This window comes from Actinosynnema sp. NPDC059335 (assembly GCF_042752395.1).
Lineage (GTDB): Bacteria > Actinomycetota > Actinomycetes > Mycobacteriales > Pseudonocardiaceae > Actinosynnema.
Genome location: NZ_JBHYXZ010000117.1, coordinates 13,217 through 27,996, shown reverse-complemented (window position 1 = coordinate 27,996; position 14,780 = coordinate 13,217). Strand labels below are relative to the sequence as shown.

The 14,780-nt window shown below is 73.2% G+C and carries 14 protein-coding genes; 8 read left to right on the top strand and 6 right to left on the bottom strand.

What is annotated here, in order from left to right; translation table 11 throughout:
- Positions 1 to 324: 324 nt before the first annotated feature.
- The 6 genes from ACFXGA_RS29225 to ACFXGA_RS29200 all read left to right on the top strand — a co-directional run bounded on the left by ACFXGA_RS29225 (position 325) and on the right by ACFXGA_RS29200 (position 6,323).
- Positions 325 to 1,227, top strand: coding sequence for a 5-dehydro-4-deoxyglucarate dehydratase (locus ACFXGA_RS29225; protein ID WP_378093322.1), 903 nt, complete (start codon positions 325 to 327; stop codon positions 1,225 to 1,227).
- Entirely contained in the window at positions 1,224 to 2,480 is a 1,257-nt protein-coding gene (locus ACFXGA_RS29220) for a glucarate dehydratase family protein (protein ID WP_378093320.1), read from the top strand. The genes ACFXGA_RS29225 and ACFXGA_RS29220 overlap by 4 nt, the downstream gene beginning before the upstream one ends.
- 14 nt (positions 2,481 to 2,494) lie before the next feature.
- Positions 2,495 to 3,613 (top strand): hypothetical protein, encoded by a 1,119-nt coding sequence (locus ACFXGA_RS29215; RefSeq protein ID WP_378093318.1) that lies wholly within the window; start codon positions 2,495 to 2,497, stop codon positions 3,611 to 3,613.
- Between the two features lie 222 nt (positions 3,614 to 3,835).
- Positions 3,836 to 4,312, top strand: a complete 477-nt coding sequence (locus tag ACFXGA_RS29210) for a hypothetical protein (RefSeq protein ID WP_378093316.1) — start codon at positions 3,836 to 3,838, stop codon at positions 4,310 to 4,312.
- An 82-nt stretch (positions 4,313 to 4,394) separates the two neighbouring features.
- Positions 4,395 to 4,931, top strand: a complete 537-nt coding sequence (locus ACFXGA_RS29205; protein ID WP_378093314.1) for a hypothetical protein — start codon at positions 4,395 to 4,397, stop codon at positions 4,929 to 4,931.
- Between the two features lie 84 nt (positions 4,932 to 5,015).
- The gene (locus ACFXGA_RS29200) at positions 5,016 to 6,323 is read left to right on the top strand and encodes a jacalin-like lectin (RefSeq protein ID WP_378093312.1); all 1,308 of its coding nucleotides are present in this window, start codon (positions 5,016 to 5,018) and stop codon (positions 6,321 to 6,323) included.
- Positions 6,324 to 6,327: 4 nt separating this feature from the next.
- On the opposite strand, the gene ACFXGA_RS29195 is transcribed toward ACFXGA_RS29200, so the two are convergent.
- Positions 6,328 to 6,813, bottom strand: a complete 486-nt coding sequence (locus ACFXGA_RS29195; RefSeq protein ID WP_378093310.1) for a MarR family winged helix-turn-helix transcriptional regulator — start codon at positions 6,811 to 6,813, stop codon at positions 6,328 to 6,330.
- An 85-nt stretch (positions 6,814 to 6,898) separates the two neighbouring features.
- Between ACFXGA_RS29195 and ACFXGA_RS29190 the strand changes: the two genes are divergently transcribed.
- Positions 6,899 to 7,351 carry an SgcJ/EcaC family oxidoreductase gene (locus tag ACFXGA_RS29190; RefSeq protein WP_378093308.1) on the top strand — a complete coding sequence of 151 codons (453 nt, stop codon included), beginning with the start codon at positions 6,899 to 6,901 and terminating at the stop codon, positions 7,349 to 7,351.
- Between the two features lie 22 nt (positions 7,352 to 7,373).
- Here the strand turns inward: ACFXGA_RS29190 and ACFXGA_RS29185 are convergent, their stop codons facing one another.
- Positions 7,374 to 9,047, bottom strand: coding sequence for a fumarate hydratase (locus ACFXGA_RS29185; RefSeq protein ID WP_378093306.1), 1,674 nt, complete (start codon positions 9,045 to 9,047; stop codon positions 7,374 to 7,376).
- An 86-nt stretch (positions 9,048 to 9,133) separates the two neighbouring features.
- Here ACFXGA_RS29185 and ACFXGA_RS29180 point away from each other — a divergent pair, with 86 nt between their 5' ends.
- Positions 9,134 to 10,057: a phosphotransferase family protein gene (locus ACFXGA_RS29180; protein WP_378093304.1), complete on the top strand. Its 924-nt coding sequence runs from the start codon at positions 9,134 to 9,136 to the stop codon at positions 10,055 to 10,057.
- Positions 10,058 to 10,237: 180 nt separating this feature from the next.
- On the opposite strand, the gene ACFXGA_RS29175 is transcribed toward ACFXGA_RS29180, so the two are convergent.
- From ACFXGA_RS29175 to ACFXGA_RS29160, 4 genes are all read right to left on the bottom strand, one after another.
- Complete coding sequence (locus ACFXGA_RS29175; RefSeq protein WP_378093302.1) at positions 10,238 to 11,227, bottom strand: sigma-70 family RNA polymerase sigma factor; 990 nt, start codon at positions 11,225 to 11,227, stop codon at positions 10,238 to 10,240.
- Positions 11,228 to 11,429: 202 nt separating this feature from the next.
- Positions 11,430 to 11,855, bottom strand: a complete 426-nt coding sequence (gene dtd / locus ACFXGA_RS29170) for a D-aminoacyl-tRNA deacylase (protein WP_378093300.1) — start codon at positions 11,853 to 11,855, stop codon at positions 11,430 to 11,432.
- Positions 11,852 to 13,339: a methyltransferase gene (locus tag ACFXGA_RS29165; RefSeq protein ID WP_378093298.1), complete on the bottom strand. Its 1,488-nt coding sequence runs from the start codon at positions 13,337 to 13,339 to the stop codon at positions 11,852 to 11,854. The genes dtd and ACFXGA_RS29165 overlap by 4 nt, the downstream gene beginning before the upstream one ends.
- Before the next feature lie 250 nt (positions 13,340 to 13,589).
- Positions 13,590 to 14,765: an MFS transporter gene (locus ACFXGA_RS29160; RefSeq protein ID WP_378093296.1), complete on the bottom strand. Its 1,176-nt coding sequence runs from the start codon at positions 14,763 to 14,765 to the stop codon at positions 13,590 to 13,592.
- Positions 14,766 to 14,780: the final 15 nt, after the last annotated feature.

Sequence of the window (14,780 nt, the reverse complement as noted above, 5' to 3'; positions counted from 1 at the left end):
CCACGGCACCGCACCGGGACCCCCGGTGCCACGTCGGCGGGGACACGCTCATCAGCGCCGATGATGCCCTGCTGCTCCATTCGCCTCGTCGTCGACGCGTTCGCCGCCTGTGCGTCGGCGCACGAGGAAACCCGCGGTCGGGCAGCCGTGCTGCCCGCCCTCGCCCCACCCGGGGCGAGGCGGCGACCGCGGCAGGCACGGGGAGCCCGAGGATCTTCGCCCGGATCCGCCGCCCCTCGTGCCGACCCGCGTTCGGCGGACCGCAGCACAAGTCCTTCCTGCGTGGGATCACCACCGGAGCGATCAAGGGATGAAGGTCTGGGTATGCAACTGGATGGGGTGCTGTTCTTCCCGGTGACGCCGTTCGACGCGAACGGCGGGCTCGCGGAGGACGTGCTGGCCGAGCACGTCGAGCGAGGGGTGGCGGCGGGTGCGGGCGGCGTGTTCGTCGCCTGCGGCACCGGCGAGTTCCACGCGTTGGAGCCGGCGGAGGTCGAACGCGCGGTGGCGACGGCGGTCGAGGCGACCGCGGGGCGCGTGCCGGTGTTCGCGGGCGTGGGCGGCCCGGTGCCGACGGCCAGGCGGATCGCCGGGTCCGCCGCGCGGGTCGGCGCGGACGGCCTGCTGCTCCTGCCGCCGTACCTGGTGACCAACCCGGCCAAGGGGCTGGTGCGGTACGTGACGGAGGTGGCGGGCGCGTCCGACCTGTCGCTGATCGTCTACCAGCGCAACAACGCCATCTTCACGCCGGAGACGGCGGTGCAGGTGGCGTCGCTGCCGACCGTGGTGGGGTTCAAGGACGGGCTCGGCGACATCGACCTGATGCACCGCATCGTGCTCGCGGTGCGCTCGTCGGTCGACAAGCCGTTCCAGTTCTTCAACGGCCTGCCGACCGCGGAGCTGACCGTGCCCGCGTACCGGGGCATCGGCGTGGACCTGTACTCGTCGGCGGTGTTCTGCTTCGCGCCGGAGATCTCGCTCGGCTTCTACCGCGCCGTGCACAGCGGTGACGACGCGTTGGTCAACCGGTACCTGTTGGAGTTCTACAAGCCCCTGGTGGAGTTGCGCGACAAGGTGCCCGGTTACGCCGTGTCGCTGATCAAGGCGGCGGTGCGGGCCACCGGGCTGGACGTCGGCGGCGTGCGCGCGCCACTGCTCGACCCGACGCCCGAGCACCTGTCCGAACTGGAGAAGATCGTCGCGGCGGGACGGGGGCTGGCCGCATGAGGATCACCGACATCGTCATCACCCCGGTGGCCTTCCGCGACCCGCCCCTGCTGAACTCGGTCGGCGTGCACGAGCCGTGGGCGCTGCGCACCGTCGTGGAGGTGCACACCGACGAGGGGATCTCGGGCCTCGGCGAGAGCTACGGCGACATCGGCCACCTCAACCGGATGCGCACGGCCGCGCCCGCCCTGATCGGCCTGGACGTCCACGCGCTGAACGAGATGCACGCCCGGATCGCGACCGCGCTGGGCGGCGAGGCCGGCTCCGACCGGCACGGGCTGACCGGCCCGCTCACCGTCGAGTCCACTGTGGACCGTGTGTTCTCGCCGTTCGAGGTGGCGACGTGGGACATCCGCGGCAAGGCCCTCGGCCGGCCGGTGAGCGACCTGCTCGGCGGCGCGGTGCGGTCCGCGGTGCCCTACAGCGCCTACCTGTTCTACAAGTGGGCCGGCCACCCCGGCGCGTCGCCCGACGGGTTCGGCGAGGCGCTGGACGCCGAGGGCGTCGTCGCCCAGGCCCGGATGCTGATCGACGCCCACGGGTTCGGGTCGATCAAGCTCAAGGGCGGCGTGTACGAGCCGGAACGGGAGGTCGAGGCGATCCACGCGCTGCGCGAGGCGTTCCCGGACCACCCGCTGCGGCTCGACCCGAACGCGGCGTGGACGCCGGGGACGTCGGTCAAGGTCGCCGAGGCGCTCGACGGCGTGGTCGAGTACCTGGAGGACCCGGCCCCGGAGATCGACGGCATGGCGCAGGTCGCCGCACGCGCGCCGATGCCGCTGGCGACGAACATGTGCGTGATCGCGTTCGAGCACATCCCCCGCGCGGTGGAGGTCGGCGCGGTGCAGGTGATCCTGTCCGACCACCACTACTGGGGCGGCCTGTCGCGGTCCAAGGAGCTGGCCGCGATCTGCCGGACGTTCGGCCTCGGCCTGTCCATGCACTCCAACTCGCACCTGGGCATCAGCCTGGCCGCGATGACGCACCTCGCCGCGTCCACGCCGAACCTGAACTACGCGTGCGACACGCACTACCCGTGGAACGCCGCGGACGACGTGATCACCACCCCGTTCACGTTCGTGGACGGCGCGGTGCCCGTGCCGACCGCGCCGGGGCTCGGGGTGGAGCTGGACCGCGACGCGCTCGCGCGGCTCGCGGAGAACTACCGGACGTGCGGGCTCGTGCAGCGCGACGACACCGGTTACATGAGGAAGCACGACCCGTCCTACGAGAGGAAGCGGCCCCGGTGGTGACCACCGTTGCGCACTTGTACCCCTGGGACGTCGTGGGCGACCCCGCCGCCGTGGAGCGGGTCGCGTCGCTCGGTGTGGACGCCGTGGCCCTGGCCGCGTCCTACCACACGGTGCGGGCCGCGACGCCGTTCCACCCGACGCGGCGGATGGTGGACGCCCGGCACGCCGCGTTCTACCTGCCGGTCCGGGAGGAGGTGTGGCGGGACAAGCGGCTCGCGCCCGTCGAACCGTCCTGGGTGGACGGTGACTCGTACCGCGCGGCGTCCGACGCCCTGAAGGCGGCCGGGTTGCCGGTGTACGCGTGGACCGTGCTCACGCACAGCAGCCGGTTGGGCGATGCTCACCCCGACGTGGCGGTGCGCAACGCGTTCGGCGACCTGTACCCGTACGCGTTGTGCCCGTCGAACGACGACGTGGTCGAGTACGCCCGGACGCTGGTGTCCGAGGTGCTGGAGCTGGGTCGGCCGGACGGGATCGTGCTGGAGGCGTGCGGGCCGCTCGGGTTCTTCCACGGCGGGCACCACGAGAAGACCGACGGGGCGGACTGGTCGCCCGTGCAGCAGAAGCTGCTGTCGTTGTGCTTCTGCGGGGCGTGCGCGGCGCGTTACGACGACCCGGAGGGGTTGCGGGCGGCCGTGCGGGCGGGGGTCGACAACGGTGTCGGCAGCGTCGAGGAGGCCCTGGGGGAGCGGGCGGACCACGTGCGCGAGGTGCGCACGGGGCTCTCGCGCTCGCTGCGGCGGGAGCTGGTGGGGTTGGTGAGGCGGACCGCGCCGGGCACGCGGGTCGTCGTGCACGCGACGGCGGACCCGTGGGGCACCGGGCCGTTCGCCACCGTGGCCGGGGGCGTGGACGCCGACGTGGACGTGCTCACGGTGACGTGCTGGCCGGGCGTGGACGCGTCCCTGCCCGCGATCCGCGCGCTGCGCGCGGAGTCGGACGTGCGCACCGCGGCGTACGTGCTGGCGTTGCCGCCGAGGCCGGCGGACGGCGACGAGCTGGCCAAGGAGTGGCTCGCCTACGCCGAGGCCGGCGTGCGCGAGTTCCACCTCTACCACGCGGGCCTGGCCTCCACCGCCCGCCTGACCGCCCTCCGCCACGCCATCACCACCCTGCACCACTCCCTCACCTAACACCCCCGCGCGTGTCCTACGTCCAGAACGCGCGTGTCCTACGTTCCGGTACCCCATGTTGAACACTCAGGTCGGCGGGCCGCCGTTCCGAACGTTCACCATGGCTGTTTTGAACGTAGGACACGCGCGACGCGAACGTAGGACACGCGGGTTTGTCGCCTGAACGGGTAATTGTGAAGAACGGTGGGCAACCGCGGTGGTGGGTCGGTCCGTCCTCTGGGCATGAGAAGCCTGGGAACCGCTGTCGGCGCGGGTGTGCTGCTGGTCGTGCTCGCCGCCTGCGCAACGTCCACGCCCGTCGGTTCGGGCGACGGTGGGCCGACGCTGACCACGTCCGCCGCGCCGACCTCGCCGAGCGGGGAACCGGAGTTCGAGAGCCCCGTGCCGCCGGGCGGCGTGGAGGTGCCCGCGGACCGGGTCGATGCGAGCGCCGTCCCCGAGGGCAACCCCACCACCACCTGGACCGAGGGTGACGGGTCCGTGCTGGGCGTCATCGCGCAGGAGGCGGGCTGCGGCAAGGCGAGCGTCGAGGTCGCCGAGCAGAACGCCGAGACCGTGAAGCTGGTCCTGGTCGAGACCACGCCCGCCGACCAGCCGGTCTGCACGATGGACATCCGCTACCCGCCGCTCACCGTGAAGCTCGACGCCCCGCTGGGCGACCGCACGGTCGTGCTCAGCACCCGGCAGGACCAGAAGTAATCCCCCGGAGCCCGGTCGGCCCGCCCCCGGGTCGGCCGGGCACCGCCTGCAACCCCCGGCCGCCGGGTACCGTCCTCCAGCTATGAGGAACGTCAAGGTCGCCGTCGCCCTCGCCCTGCTCGCGCTCGCCGGGTGCAGCAGCGGCGCCACCGGCAACGCCCCGTTCGGCCCGTCGTCCACCGGCTCCCCGACCACCACCACGTCGGCTGCCCCGACAACGTTGTCATCCCCCGGGGTCACCGGCACCGGGACCACCGACCGGCCCACCGCCCCACCGCCGCAGACCACCGCCGCCCCGCTGGCCGGCGCCGCCGAGGTGCCCCCCGACCGGGTGGACGGCGGCACGCTCCCGGACACCTACGACCGGCACGCCTGGACGTCGGCGGACGGCCGCACGGTGCAGGTGATGGGCCTCGGCGGCGGCTGCAAGACGGCGAGCGCCGAGGTGACGGCCCAGTCCGGCGACCAGGTCCTGATCACGCTCGTGACGACCTACTACCCGCCGCCCGACGGCGGCCAGTGCACGCAGGAGCTGCGCGCCGTGCCGCTGAACGTCACCCTCGACGCCCCGCTCGGCTCCCGCCGCCTCGTCCTGGAAGCCCGCGAGGACACCGCGTGACGGGTCGGCTGACCGGGTGAACACATGAAAAAGATTCGCGTCAGCGGTTCCGGGCGCGGGCCGGGACGACCACACTGCGGTGACGTGAGACGACTCCTCGGCATCGTGCTCGCGGCAGCGGGCGTCACCGCACTGGTCGCCCCCACCGCGTCCGCCGACGACACCGGCGGCCGGTTCTCCGTGCTGACCTACAACGTCGCCGGCCTCCCCGAACCGCTCTCGGGTTCGAACCCGGCCAGGAACACGCCGCTCATCGGCGCGCGCGTCCGCGGCTACGACGTGGTCAACGTCCAGGAGGACTTCAACCACCACGCCGCCCTCTACGCCGCGGACGACCACGCGCACCGCACGCCGACCAGCGGGGGAGTGCCGTTCGGCGACGGCCTCAACACCCTCTCCGCCCACCCGTACGAGGACTTCACGCGGGTCAAGTGGAACCGGTGCAACGGCACGGACTGCCTGACCCCCAAGGGCTTCACGTTCGCCCGCCTCCGCCTGGCCGAGGGCGTGCACGTGGACCTCTACAACGTGCACGCCAACGCCGGCAGCACGGACGCCGACCTGGCCGCCCGCCGCGCGAACATCACCCAGCTGTCGGAGTACGTGGCCCGGAACTCGGCGGGCAACGCGGTGATCGTCATGGGCGACACCAACACCCGCTACACCCGCGCCGGCGACAACATCCGCGACCTCGTCCACCCCCGCGGCCTCACCGACGCCTGGGTCGAGCTGGTCCGGGGCGGCGTCGAACCCGCCGCCGGCACGCCCGCGCTCACCTGCGACCCGCACAACGTCACCACCGCCTGCGAGGTCGTCGACAAGGTCTTCTACCGCGACAACGCCTTCGTCGACCTCACCGCCACCGCCTACCGCAACGACCACTCCGCCTTCCTCGACCCCGAGGGCGAACCGCTGTCCGACCACTACCCGCACGCCGTCGAGTTCACCTGGCGGCTCGCCGACCACCTGCGGATGAGCGACCAGGTCGGCGGCCCGGGCGGCACCCCGTTCACCGACGTCGACGCCGTGACGCCCGGCGCGGCCGTGCGCGAGGTGACCCTGAGCGGCGGCGCGCGCCTCGACCGCGTGGGCCTCACGCTCGCCGACGGCACCGCGCTCGGCCACGGCGGCGCGGGCGGCACCCCGACGACGCTCACCCTCGAACCGGGGGAGCGCCTGACCTCGGCCACCGTCACCCGCGGCCAACGCGACGGCCGCACCCGCGTGTTCTCCGTCCGCATCACCACCGACCGCGGCCGCACGGTCGCCGCCGGCACGCCGACCGCGGACGCCGTCACGTTCACCGCGCCCGACGGCCGGCACATCGCGGGCTTCACGGGCCGGTCCGGGACCGAGGTCGACAGGCTGGGCGTGATCTACACCCGGAGCTGACCCGCTACCCGCCCGCGCCGGTCCGACGCGCCCGCGCGGTCGCCTCCCGGATCTCCCGGGTGGCCTCCCGGTAGGCCGGCGCGGCGCGGGCGAAGTAGTCGAACAGCACGTCCAGTTCCTCCGGGCGGTAGCGGGCCAGCACGTCGGCGATGCGGCGACGCGCGGGCCCCACGACGTCCTCGATGCCGGCCGCCGCGTCGGTCACCGCCTCGATGAGCACCTTGCGGCGGTCGGCCGGGTCGGCGACGCGCCGGACGTACCCGGCGCGTTCCAGGCGGTCCACCAGGCGGGTGGTCGCGCCCGTGGTCAGGCCCGTCCGGGCGGACAGCTCGCCCGAGGTCAGCGGGCCGTCCAGCGAGATCAGGCTGAACGCGTACCACTCGGACGCGTGCAGGCCGGCCGCCTCCGCGCCGGCCATGCCGTGCAGCCCCACCGCGTCGAGGTACCGGCGGAACACCACGTGCCGCTCCTGCTCCGCGCCACTTGCCATCCCGGTCGCCCCTCCCTAATATCTGCATGTGTGCAGATATTGCAGCCGTACAACATCTGCCGCAGTATAGCCAACTGGAGGGATCATGCAGCAGCAGGACGACCGGGCCGCGGTCAGCGGCGTCATCGACGCGTTGGTGGAGGCATGGGCGGCCCACGACGCCGACGCCTACGGCGCGCTGTTCACCGAAGACGCCACGTACGTCACCTACGTCGGCACCCACTACCAGGGCCGCCACGAGATCGCGGAGAGCCACCGGACCCTGTGGTCGAAGTTCCTCCGCGGCACCCGCCTCGCCGACGAGGTGCTCGACGTCCGCTTCCCGACCCCCGACACCGCGATCGTCACCGGGCGCGGCGACACCTACAAGGGCCGGCCCCCGGCGAAGCCGGGCAAGGTGCAGACCTACGTCCTGGTGCGCGAGGGCGACGGCCGGTGGCGGATCGCCGCGTTCCACAACACCAAGCGCAGGCCGCTCATGGAGGCCGTCTCGTTCAAGGCCGCGCCCGGTCTCGTGCCGGCGGCGTCACGGCGGTGACGTCCCGGTCACCCGGCGAGGGCTACTTCCGGAACGAGATCTGGAGGGTCGGGGCGGAGGTCTCGGCGAAGAAGTCGTTGCCCTTGTCGTCCACCACGACGAACGCCGGGAAGTCCTCCACCTCGATCTTCCAGACCGCCTCCATGCCCAGCTCGGGGTACTCCAGCACCTCGACCTTGCGGATGCAGTCCTGGGCCAGCCGGGCCGCCGGGCCGCCGATCGAGCCCAGGTAGAACCCGCCGTGCGCCTGGCAGGCGTTCGTCACCTGCTTGGACCGGTTGCCCTTGGCCAGCATCACCAGCGACCCGCCGGCGGCCTGGAACTGCTCGACGTAGGAGTCCATCCGCCCGGCCGTGGTCGGGCCGAACGACCCCGAGGCGTAGCCCTCGGGCGTCTTGGCCGGCCCGGCGTAGTACACCGGGTGGTCCTTGAGGTACTGCGGCATGGGCTCGCCCGCGTCCAGGCGCTCCTTGATCTTGGCGTGGGCGATGTCGCGCGCCACCACCAGCGGCCCGGTCAGCGACACGCGGGTCTTCACCGGCAGCTTCGACAGGGTCTCGCGGATCTCGGCCATCGGCCGGGTCAGGTCGATCTTCACGACCTCGTCGGACAGGTCCTCGCCGGTCACGTCGGGCAGGAAGTGCGCCGGGTCGCGTTCCAACTGCTCCAGGAAGATGCCCTCGGGGGTGATCTTCGCCTTGGCCTGGCGGTCCGCCGAGCAGGACACCGCGATGCCGACCGGGCACGACGCGCCGTGCCGCGGCAGCCGGATCACGCGCACGTCGTGGCAGAAGTACTTGCCGCCGAACTGCGCGCCGATGCCGAAGTTCCGGGTCAGCTCCAGCACCTGCTGCTCCAGGTCGACGTCCCGGAACGCGTGCCCGGCGGCCGAGCCCTCGGTGGGCAGGCCGTCGAGGTAGCGGGCGGACGCGAGCTTGGCGACCTTCAGGTTCTGCTCGGCCGACAGCCCGCCGACGACCACGGCGAGGTGGTACGGCGGGCAGGCGGCCGTGCCGAGCGAGCGCAGCTTCTCGTCGAGGAACTTCGCCAGCCGCGACGGGTTCAGCAGCGCCTTGGTCTCCTGGTACAGGAACGTCTTGTTGGCCGACCCGCCGCCCTTGGCCATGAACAGGAACTCGTACTTCGGCTCCACGCCCGGCGCGGTGAACAGGTCGATCTGCGCGGGCAGGTTGGTGCCGGTGTTGCGCTCGTCCCAGAACGTGACCGGGGCCATCTGCGAGTAGCGCAGGTTCAGCTCCTGGTACGCCTCGAAGATGCCCCGCGACAGGGCTTCCTCGTCGGTGCCGCCGGTCAGCACGGACTCCGTGCGCTTGCCCATCACGATCGCCGTGCCGGTGTCCTGGCACATGGGCAGCACGCCGCCGGCCGAGATGCACGCGTTGCGCAGCAGGTCCATCGCCACGAACCGGTCGTTGCCGCTGGCCTCGGGGTCGTCCACGATCGCCCGGAGCTGCGCCAGGTGCGAGGGCCGTAGCAGGTGCTGGATGTCCCGGATGGCCTCCTTGGCCAGCAGCGTCAGCGCCGCGGGCTCGACCTGGAGGAACGTCCGGCCGGCGGCCTCGACGACCGACACGCCGTCCGGCGTCACGAGCCGGTAGTCGGTGTGGTTGTCCTGGGCCAGCGGCAGGACGTCGGTGTACTGGAACGTGGGTGCCAGGAGGTTCGGCGGGGTCACGTCGCGGCTCCCTTGCGCGCTTCGGGTTCCGCCGAACTTATACCGATCGCGCCCCCGCGTCCCGGCGGCGTGATGTGATTCGCGTCGTGGTCGACAGCCTCACCAAGCGCCGGCTCGCCGAAGCCGAACTCGACGCCCTCGTCCGCCGCGCCCTCGGGGTCCCGCTCGTCGCGCACGTCGAGCTGACCGAGGGCATGTTCAACACCGCCTACCGGCTCACCGCGGCGGACGGCCGCGAGACCGTGCTGAAGGTCGCGCCGCCGCCGGACGTGCCGCTGCTCACCTACGAACGGGACCTGATGCGCACGGAGGCGTTGGCGTTCGAGCTGATGGCCGCGCGCGGGCTGCCCGTGCCGGAGGTGCTGCTGCACGAGGACGGCCTGCTGCTGATGACCGCGTTGCGGGGCCAGCCGTGGTCGTCGGCGCGGGCGCGGTTGAGCGACGCGGAGCACGGCGCGCTGCGGCGCGAGCTGGGCGCGATCGCGCGGGAGCTGCACCGCATCCGGGGCGAGGTCTTCGGTTACGTCCAGGGCCCGAACGGGGCGACGTGGCGCGAGGCGTTCACGGCGATGGTGGACGCGGTGCTGGCCGACGCCGGGCGGTTCGGCGTGGAGCTGCCGGCCGGGGTCCGGGCCGCGTTCGACGCCCGCGCGGACCTGCTGGACGAGGTCACCGAGCCCGTGCTGGTGCACTTCGACCTGTGGGAGGCGAACATCTTCCTCGCCGACGGCCACGTCGAGGGGATCATCGACCCGGAGCGGGCGCTGTTCGGCGACCCGTTGGCCGAGATCGCGACGGTGGCGCTGTTCACCGACCTGGACGCGGACTACCTGGCGGGCTACGGCGTCGAGGGGTTCACCGCGGCCGAGGAGACCCGGATCGCGCTCTACCGGGCGTACCTGTGCCTGGTGATGATCGTGGAGGGCGTGCCGCGCGGGTACGCGGGCGAGGAGCGCGAGGCGCACGTGCGGTTCTTCCGCGAGAAGCTCGCGGAGTACCTGGGCCTGTAGGCGGGACGCGGAAGGCCGGGCCGGCCCCCGACCGCCCCGACCTTCCTCGGCGTGCGACACCCCCGCGGAATGGGGCGGAGGTGTCGCGTGGCTCAACGCACGACCGTGCCGTGACCGGCGTCACAAGTCAATCCCGCACCGCGGTGACGTTCCCGCTGTATCGCGTCAGTTCGCGCCGCGTCAGCTCGCGTAGGCGCGCAGCTTGGCCGCCCGCTCGCCCTGCCGCAGCTTCGACATGACCTCGCGCTCGATCTGCCGGACCCGTTCCCGGGACAGGCCGAACTGCTTGCCGATCTGGTCCAGGGTGCGCGGCTGGCCGTCCTCCAGGCCGTAGCGCAGCCGGATCACGGCCTGCTCGCGCGGGTCCAGCGTGGCCAGCACCCGGCGCAGGTCGTCCTGGAGCAGGCCGGAGATGACCGCGCTCTCGGCGTCCGTGGCGTCGGAGTCCTCGATGAAGTCGCCCAGCGGGGCGTCCTCCTCGGTGCCGACCGGCATGTCCAGGCTCACCGGGTCGCGGGCGTGGTCGAGCAGGTCGACCACCTTCTCCGGCGACAGGCCCGACTCCTTGGCCAGCTCCTCGTTGGTCGCCTCGCGGCCGAGCTGCTGGTGCAGGTCGCGCTTGATCCGGGCGAGCTTGTTGACCTGCTCCACCAGGTGGACGGGCAGCCGGATCGTGCGGCCCTGGTCCGCCATTCCCCGGGTGATCGCCTGGCGGATCCACCAGGTCGCGTAGGTCGAGAACTTGAAGCCCTTGGTGTAGTCGAACTTCTCCACCGCGCGGATCAAGCCCAGGTTGCCTTCCTGGATCAGATCCAGCAGCGGCATTCCGCGCCCGGTGTATCGCTTCGCCAGGGAAACGACCAGCCGGAGATTCGCTTCGAGAAGGTGGTTCTTTGCGACGTGGCCGTCGCGGATCAGCGCGCGCAGTTCCCGCCGACGCTCCTCCGGCAGCTCGGGATGGGTCTCGAGCTTGTGCTGCGCGAAGACGCCCGCCTCGATCCGCTTGGCGAGTTCCACTTCGTCGGCCGCCGTCAGCAGGGCTGTCTTGCCGATCCCGTTCAGGTACACCCGAACCAGGTCTGCGGCCGGTCCCTGGGCGTCGAGGTCCAACTCGGCGCTCGTGGTCGTCTCGTTCCCGACCTGACGGTCGAGGACCTTCGGGACGGTCATGGAGCTCCCTCCCCCTTGTGTCGCGGGCTGGCAGTGCGGTCGTGTCGCACGCTCCGCGCTGCGCTGCGCGGCTCACCTTTCGGTGTCTGACACTGGTGGAAACGCGAACCGTGCCGAAATGGTTCCCGCTTCCCACGACCTCAAGACGTCACTGCCGTCACAGCGGTTGCGCGGGGAATCCTGAGGATTGCCTGAGAAGGATCTAGAGTTCGACCAACACGGTGAACGGACCGTCGTTCGCACTCCGGACGGACATCATCGCGCCGAACCGTCCGGTTTGTACTCGCGCGCCCTTCCGGCGCAGTTCCGACACCACCTCCTCGACCAACGGCTCGGCGTGCGCGGGCCGGGCGGCGGCGGTCCACGACGGCCGCCGCCCCTTCCGCGTCTCGCCGTAGAGTGTGAACTGGCTCACAACCAAGAGGGGCGCGCCGGTCGTGGCGCACGACTCCTCGTCCCGCAGGATGCGCAACTCGTGCAGCTTCCGGGCCATGACGCGCGCCTTGTCGGCGTCGTCGTCCACGTGCACGCCCAGCAGCACCAGCAGACCCGGCTCGTCGATCGCGCCGACCACCTCGCCGTCCACGGTCACCGACGCCTCGGTGACGCGGGCCACCACCGCTCTCACGCCGGCACCACCATGCCGTGCCGGACCAGCTCGCGGACCACCGGCAGCGCGGCCGCGGCGAGCGCGTCGGCGTCCAGGTCCTGGGCGTAGGCGAGCAGCGTGACCAGGTCGGACAGCGGCAGCGCGCCCCGGAAACCGGCCAGCAGCCGGGCCGCGGTCTCGTCCAGCTCGTGCTGCCAGCCGGGGCCGTCGGTGCGGTGCAGGCGGCGCACGACCGCCTCCCAGCCCTCCTCGGCGGGCGCGGACACCTCCTCCAGCAGCACGCCGTCCGGCACGGTGAACCGGGTGGCCAGCAGCTGGTCGTTGTCGGTGGCGCGCAGCCAGGCCACCCGGTCGAGCCAGGCGGCGGACTCCGGGCCCAGCGGGTCGTCGAAGGCGTGGCGGAGGTCCTCGCACACCACCTCGGCGTGCTCGGTGTCGGTGCGCCGGAGCGTGACGAACCCGAAGCCGACGCCCTCCACGTCGTTCTCGGCGAACCAGTCCAGCCAGGCCGACGCCTTGGCCCGGCCCTCGGCGCCGCGCGGGTCCACGCCCGCGTCGCGCAGCCACGTGCCGACGTAGAGGGCGGGGTCGGCGACGTCGCGCTGCACGAACCACGCGTCCACGCCGCCGCGCGGCAGCCAGGACGTGACCCGGTCGGCCCAGTCCTCGCCGCGGCGGTGCAGCCACGACGCCAGCAGCTGGCCCACGCCGCCCTCGTTCAGGAAGGCCGGCATCTGGCGCACGACCAGGGCGCTCGCGTCGTCGCCGGCCAGGCCCGAGTCCCGGTAGACGTAGTCGACGCGCGGCGGCCCCACGACGAACGGCGGGTTGCACACGACCTGGTCGAACCGGCGGCCGCGCAGCGGGCCGAACCACTCGCCCCGCCGCAGCTCCACGTCCAGCTCGTTGAGCCGGAACGTGCCCGCGGCCAGGGCGAGCGCGCGTTCGGACAGGTCGGTGGCGGTGATGCGGTCGGCGTGCCGGCTCGCGTGCAGGGCCTGGACGCCGCAACCCGTGCCCAGGTCGAGCAGCGTGCCGACCGGGCGGCGCGAGGTGGCGCGGGCCAGGCTGATGGACGCGTGGCCGACGCCCAGCACGTGGTCGGCGGGCACGGGGCCGCCGCGCTGGTCGGCGTCCTGGTCGGCGACGACCCACCAGGAGCCCTCGTCGTCGCCGTAGGGCCGGATGTCCAGCCCCGCCCGCAGCCCGTCCCCGTCGCCGCGCAGGACCTCCGCCTTGACGGCGGTGTCCAGGTCCACGTCGGGCAGCGCCGCGCGGACGGCCGCCTCGGGCTCGGTGTCGCCGAGCAGGAACAGCCGGACCAGGGTGCCGAGCGCGCCGGCGTCGCGGGTGGCGCGCCGGGCGGCCTCGGGCTCGCCCCGGCTCAGGGCGGCGTGGGCCTGCGGCCCGAGCGCGTCGACCACCCCGTCCGCGTCGTAGTCGGCGGCGCGGAACGCCTCGCGCAGCCGTGCGGTCAGGTCGGGAGAAAGATCAGGGAGCACCCGGTCATGGTCTCGCGCCCCACCGGCCTCCGCCGGGCCGACCCCACCCGACGCGCGGCCGCGGAGGCCCGGTCGGCGGGCGCAGGGCTCAGTGGTCGGCCGGTCGCGGGGCAGGCGGCGGCTGTCGGCGACACGCGGCCCTACGGCGGGGCGGTCGCTGGGCACCGGGGGCGCGGGGCGGAACGGCCCGGCACACCGGTGGAACCCGAGGCCCCGGTCGGCGGGTGCGGGGGAGCGGTCGGGCGCGGTGTCACCGGAGGTGGTCGGCGGGCACGCGGTTGAACGCGGCGGAACGGCCGGCCACGACGGCGGCGACCAGGCCGCACACCACGGCCGTGGCCAGGGCGGCGGGCAGCGCGCCCCGGTCGAGGAAGACGCCCCCGGCCCACGCGCCCAGGGCGATGCCGACCTGGAACGCCACGACGTACACCGCCGACGCGAGGTCCGGCCGGTCGGTCGCCGCGCGCAGGACCGCGGCCTGGAGCACCACGGCCAGCCCGCCCGCCGGCGCGGCCCACAGCACGACGGCCCCGCCGGCCAGGACGCCCGGACCCGCGACGAGCGGCACGAGCAGGCACGCGCCGAGCCCGCCGGTGACCGCGAGCGCCGTGGCCAGCGGCCGGCGGTCGACGTGCCGCCCGATCAGCACCAGCCCGACCAGGCCCAGCGCGCCGTAGGCGAGGAGCAGGGCCGACGTCGCCGAACCGGTCAGGTGCGCGTAGTCGGCGATGATCGCCGTGATGTAGGTGAACGCCGCGAAGTGGCCCGTCACCACGACCAGCGTCACCACGTTCACCGGGATCAGGGACCGGTCGGACAGCACCTCCCGGACCGGCGACCGGCGTCGCGCCGGGCCGTCCGCCGGCATCGGGTCGACCGTGAGCCGGATCGCCACCGCCGACAGCGCCGCGACGACCGCCATGAGCAGCACGGTCAGCCGCCAGCCGAGCGTCGTGCCGAGCCACGAGCCGAGCGGCAGCCCCACCAGGAAGGCCAGCGAGTTCCCGGCGAACACCACCGCCGTGGCGCGGCCGGACCGCCCGGACCCGACCAGGCGCGCGGCCATCGGCGCGACGACCGACCAGAACACGCCGTGCCCCACGGCCGCGACCAGCCGGGCGGCCACCGCGACCCCGTAACCGGGCGCGACGGCCAGCAGCAGGTTGGACGCCACGACCGCGGCCACGGCGCCCAGCGCGGTGGTGCGGCGGTCCCAGCCCGCCGTCGCGGCGACCAGCGGCACCACCGAGACCGCGACGACCACCGCGTACCCCGTCATGAGCAGCCCCACCGCCGACTCCGACACGCCGAAACCGGCCGTCAGCTGCGGCAGCAGCGCCACGGGCAGGTTCTCCGACGTCACGGAGACGAAGCAGGCGGTGCTCAACGCGGTCAGCGCCACACCGGTCCGGGAGACCATCCGCATTGTGTAACGATACAC